6 protein-coding genes are annotated in these 4327 nt (G+C 58.6%); 3 read left to right on the forward strand and 3 right to left on the reverse strand.

The features are described 5' to 3' along the window. Positions 1-48: 48 nt before the first annotated feature. The 3 genes from modA to RQ935_RS09770 all read right to left on the reverse strand — a co-directional run bounded on the left by modA (position 49) and on the right by RQ935_RS09770 (position 1655). Positions 49-798, reverse strand: coding sequence for a molybdate ABC transporter substrate-binding protein (gene modA, locus RQ935_RS09760; protein ID WP_311498203.1), 750 nt, complete (start codon positions 796-798; stop codon positions 49-51). 86 nt (positions 799-884) lie between these two features. Then, complete coding sequence (locus RQ935_RS09765) at positions 885-1280, reverse strand: TOBE domain-containing protein (protein WP_311498204.1); 396 nt, start codon at positions 1278-1280, stop codon at positions 885-887. A gap of 96 nt (positions 1281-1376) precedes the next feature. Next, complete coding sequence (locus RQ935_RS09770; protein ID WP_311498205.1) at positions 1377-1655, reverse strand: DUF6457 domain-containing protein; 279 nt, start codon at positions 1653-1655, stop codon at positions 1377-1379. A 170-nt stretch (positions 1656-1825) separates the two neighbouring features. On the opposite strand from RQ935_RS09770, the gene moaA reads away from it, so the two are divergent. The 3 genes from moaA to RQ935_RS09785 are packed head-to-tail and all read left to right on the forward strand — an operon-like array spanning position 1826 to position 4324. Next, on the forward strand, positions 1826-2914 hold the full coding sequence (gene moaA, locus RQ935_RS09775) for a GTP 3',8-cyclase MoaA (protein WP_311498206.1): 1089 nt from the start codon (positions 1826-1828) through the stop codon (positions 2912-2914). A gap of 2 nt (positions 2915-2916) precedes the next feature. Beyond that, positions 2917-3201, forward strand: coding sequence for a MoaD/ThiS family protein (locus RQ935_RS09780; RefSeq protein WP_311498207.1), 285 nt, complete (start codon positions 2917-2919; stop codon positions 3199-3201). Positions 3202-3256: 55 nt separating this feature from the next. Then, positions 3257-4324: a ThiF family adenylyltransferase gene (locus RQ935_RS09785; RefSeq protein WP_311498208.1), complete on the forward strand. Its 1068-nt coding sequence runs from the start codon at positions 3257-3259 to the stop codon at positions 4322-4324. The last annotated feature ends 3 nt before the right edge of the window (positions 4325-4327 follow it).

The raw sequence follows: 4327 nt of genomic DNA on the forward strand, positions 1-4327 counted from the left end.
ACCACTCACACTAACGACACGCCCGGCAAAAGACACACAAAATGTTACTTAACCCTCCACGAACGCTTTCGCGGCCGCGCTGTTGCCGTTGTCGGCAGCCATCTTGGTGACCACAATCGGGTAGGCGTTGACCACGGTGTCAGAGCCGGGAATATCGATGGTGTCCACCGCGTCCTTTTCCGCCAGCGCGTCAGTCTGGTACACCACGCCCGCGTCAGCTTCACCGCTGACGACCTTGCCCATTACGTCCTTGACCGAAGTCTCTTCTGACACAGCCTGACCGGTGAAACCGACCTTTTGTGCCAGCTCACGATAGGCGTTGCCGCAGGGAACCCCCTCGGCACAGATGACCAGCTTCTTGCCGGTGAGGGAGTCGTTCAGACCAGTAACCCCTGCCGGGTTACCTTTCGGCACTGCCAAGGTCAGGGTGTTGTTCACAAAAATGCTCGGTTCGCCGGCGTTCAGACCCGCGTCGGTCGCTTTCTTCATGTTCTTTTCGTCAGCGGAGGCGAACACGTCTGCTTTGGCACCGCCTTGCATCTGATCAAACAGGGAGGAGGAGCCGTCGAAGTTGAACTTCACGGAAATGTCAGGGTTTTCCTTCTGGAAAGATTCGCCCAGCTCAGTGAAGCTGGCCTTGAGAGAGGCGGCGGCGAATACTTGAATGGTCTTGGCTTCAGCGGTTTTGCTCGGTTCTGAGTTCGCGGTGTTGGCGTTGTTCTGTGCGCAAGCGGTGAGGCCGGTGGTGGCCAGGGCGAGAACGGCTAAGCCTGCGCCGAGACGTGCGAGTGTTTTCATTTTTTCCTTATCTTAGAAGCGGGGTCGGCGGTTTTCCGTTGCCGTCCGTTCTATTGGGGCAGCACTAGGGTGTCGTCAGGTTTTCCCTAAGATGCATCAACTACGACGTTCGTGGCTTTGACCCGGGCGGTGGCGACCGCGCCGGGCACCAGCCCGAGCTCTTTTACCGATTCGGTAGAGATGAGGGACACGACACGGAAGGGCCCGCATTGCATTTCTACCTGGCTCATGACTTGGTCAGAAACAACTTTGGTGACCAGGCCGCGGAAATGATTGCGGGCCGAAATGGAACCCGCGGAATCCGCATCACCAAAATCTTTGGCTTTGTCTTGAGCTAGTTTCGCCAGTTCGGCCCCGTCAACGACTTTGCGCCCGGCATCGTCGGTTCCGGCGCTGAGCTGTCCAGCGTCTATCCAGCGGCGCAGCGTATCATCGCTGACACCCAGCAAATTCGCTGCGTCCTTAATCCGTAATTGAGACATACCTGTCACCTTATCTTAATTTTTGCGGTTATTTTCTCGAATTTGACCGGTTTTTGCGGAAAGAACTTCCGCGGCACTCTGGGCGTGGGCGTCCCCTCAGTTCGCGGGATACTGAGCTGCCAGGGAGCGAAGCTTTGCCACGTTTGCCGCTGCTTGCGCGATATCTCCGTTCGCGGCAAACCCGACCAAGAAAGCCGTGAGAGGAGCCCCTGGACGGGACGGACCGTGCGCAACATCGCTGATGAGGTTCAACAGTTCCTCCTGGATGGGGGCAATAGTCCCCTCCGGAAGCTGGAGCTCGCTGCTGACAGCTTGCAGCCACGCCGCCATTTTCGCCATTTTTTCCGGATCGTCTTTGTGCTTTTCTGCTGCCATGTCTCCTCCTCTGTCAGTGGGGTCAAAAATTAAGTGAGCCGACGGGGCTCACTCCATTAGCATAATGGAAAGGCAACATCGGGCGAACCACAAATGCCTATTGAACTGGAATAATATTTGGAACACGATAGAATGGCGAGATATGCCGAGCGCTGAGGAAGTAGGTAGGTTTGACTGAGACTCTGACACGAGTCAATCGTGTGGGGCAGGATGCTCCACTTGCGTCTGCGTGGTCTATGCCGCTGCGAGACAGCTGGGGCAGGACGGCGACCGACTTGCGCTTGTCCGTGACCGATCGTTGTGATTTGCGCTGTTCGTATTGCCTACCGCGCGAGGGCGTCAAGTGGGTGGCGCGTAGGGAGTTGTTGAAGTCCTCAGAAATCTTGCGTTTGGCAGGAATAGCGATTCACCGCCTAGGGATTACCCAAGTTCGCCTGACCGGTGGGGAGCCTTTGTTGCGGCCGGATTTGTTAGAGATTGCGGCAGGGATTTCCCAGACGTTCGTGGCAGCGGGGCGTGACCCACAGGTGGCTCTCACCACCAACGCCCGCAGTTTGGCACCGCTGGCTCCGGCGCTGCGAGCGGCGGGAGTTCGACGCATCAACATTTCCCTAGACACCCTCGACCCCGACCGTTTTGCACAGATTACCGGGCGCGATGAACTCGCCTCGGCTTTGGAAGGTATCGCTGCCGCGCTCTCCGCAGGTTTCCAGCCGGTGAAACTGAACACGGTGATGTTGGACCAGGTCAGTCTGCGGGAAGCTCCGGAGTTGCTGCGGTTTTGTCTGGAGCGGGGCATCGAGTGGCGCGCCATCGAGTACATGCCTTTTGGTCCGCAATCGGTCCGTGTCGGCTCTGCTCAGCAACTTGATTTTTCTAAGCTTCGCCCCGTCTTGGAACAGGAGTTTCGCCTGTCTCCGGTGCGGGACAACATTGATATTCACGCTCCGGCGACCCGTTTTCAGGTGTTTAACTTAGCGGGCACAAAGCGCCTGGGGACGATGGGGATGATTGCTTCGGTTTCCACGCCTTTCTGCGCCAGCTGCAACCGGACCCGGCTTTCCCCGACCGGATTGGTGCGTCCCTGTCTGTTCTCTGACTTGAGCTGTGACCTGGGAGCGATGCTGCGTCGCGGTGCCACCGATGATGAGTTGGCCCAAGCGTGGGTCGGCGTGACTCGGGAAAAACCCTCCGGGCACGGCTTGGGACAGGGTGATTTTCAATCTCCCACGATTTCAATGGCTCAGATTGGGGGGTAAAGATGCGAGATAGTGTTGATGCCACGGTAGGTGTGCACGTGCGGTTTTTTGCGGCGGCTGCGGAAGCGGCGGGTACCGACACGGCGAGGGCACAAGTGGCGCGAGATTCGAGTTTGGCTCAGGCAGCGGCTCAAGCTGGTGGATGCGGTAATGATTTGAATCGAGTGCTTTCAGTTTCGTCATACCTGGTGGGGGGTCTGCGCGAACCGGGCGAGAAACGCCTCGCGGACCTCGACGACCTCACCAACCTCACCATCGATGTCTTGCCGCCATTCGCAGGCGGCTAGTTGACATCCTCGCGTAGTTTTGGAATTAATTTTTGGAATTAATTTAGGAGCATCTTTGGCAACCATACTGCAAGCGGACCTGACCGATGAGCCTTTGGAACCGGCGCGGTTCGAAGCGGGTTTCACCGCGCCCGAAGCCGGGTGTCAGCTTGTGTTCATCGGTCGCGTGCGCGACCATGACCAGGGGCGTGGAGTGGAGGCCATCACCTACAGCGCTCACCCGGACGCGGCCCGCGAACTGCAACAGATTGCCGATGAGGCCGGTACAGTTCCTGGCGTGCACGAGATTGCGTTGCGCCATCGGGTGGGGCATCTGCAGGTCGGTGAGGTCGCTATTTTGGTCGGAGTCTCTGCCGCCCATCGGCAAGCTGCGTTTTCTACGGTGTCTTGGCTGGTCGATGCCGTCAAGGATCGGGTTCCCATCTGGAAGAAACAGGTTTTTTCCGAGGGAGATGCCGCGTGGTCAAACCTCGACGCAGACTTCCAACCGGAGAGCCGCTATGCGGCCCACAGTGCGATTCCGGGGTTTGGGGCGTCCGGTCAGGATCGTGTTATGAGTGCAAAAGTCCTGGTGGTGGGCGCTGGAGGGCTAGGCTCGCCCATTATCGCGTACCTTGCCGCCGCCGGGGTCGGCCTGTCCACAGCCGGGGGAACCTTGGGGATTGCTGATGGCGACACGGTGAGCCTGAGCAACTTGGGCCGTCAAGTAATTCACCCGTTTAACCACCAAGGTGAGCCAAAAACCGCTTCTGCCGCCGCCACCGTCCGCGCGCTGAACCCCGAGGTGAATGTCAGCGAGGAGCCGCCCTTGGACCCTCAGAACGCCGCCGCGATCATCGCTCAATACGACCTGGTGGTGGACGCGACCGACACGTTCGCCTCGAAATACCTGATTTCAGACACTTGCGCGAAGTTGGCGCGACCCCTGGTTTGGGGTTCCGCGGTCGGGGCAAACTTCGAGGTCAGCGTGTTTTCTCCGGAGGTCGGGACGTGTTTACGTACGCTTTATCCGACCCCGCCCCCGCCCGCAAGTACCCCGGACTCCACCACCGCGGGAATCCTCGGCCCGGTCGTGGTGCCTCATGTCAATTTGAGCGCGAAAGTTAGGTTGTGCGTCATTTAGTTT

This window comes from uncultured Mobiluncus sp., assembly GCF_963511525.1.
Classification (GTDB): Bacteria; Actinomycetota; Actinomycetes; order Actinomycetales; family Actinomycetaceae; genus Mobiluncus.

Bases quoted from the DNA above. Each gene is read 5' to 3' on its own strand.
- modA (WP_311498203.1), bottom strand. From the start codon at position 798: ATGAAAACACTCGCACGTCTCGGCGCAGGCTTAGCCGTTCTCGCCCTG.
- RQ935_RS09765 (WP_311498204.1), bottom strand. From the start codon at position 1,280: ATGTCTCAATTACGGATTAAGGACGCAGCGAATTTGCTGGGTGTCAGC.
- RQ935_RS09770 (WP_311498205.1), bottom strand. From the start codon at position 1,655: ATGGCAGCAGAAAAGCACAAAGACGATCCGGAAAAAATGGCGAAAATG.
- RQ935_RS09780 (WP_311498207.1), top strand. From the start codon at position 2,917: ATGCGAGATAGTGTTGATGCCACGGTAGGTGTGCACGTGCGGTTTTTT.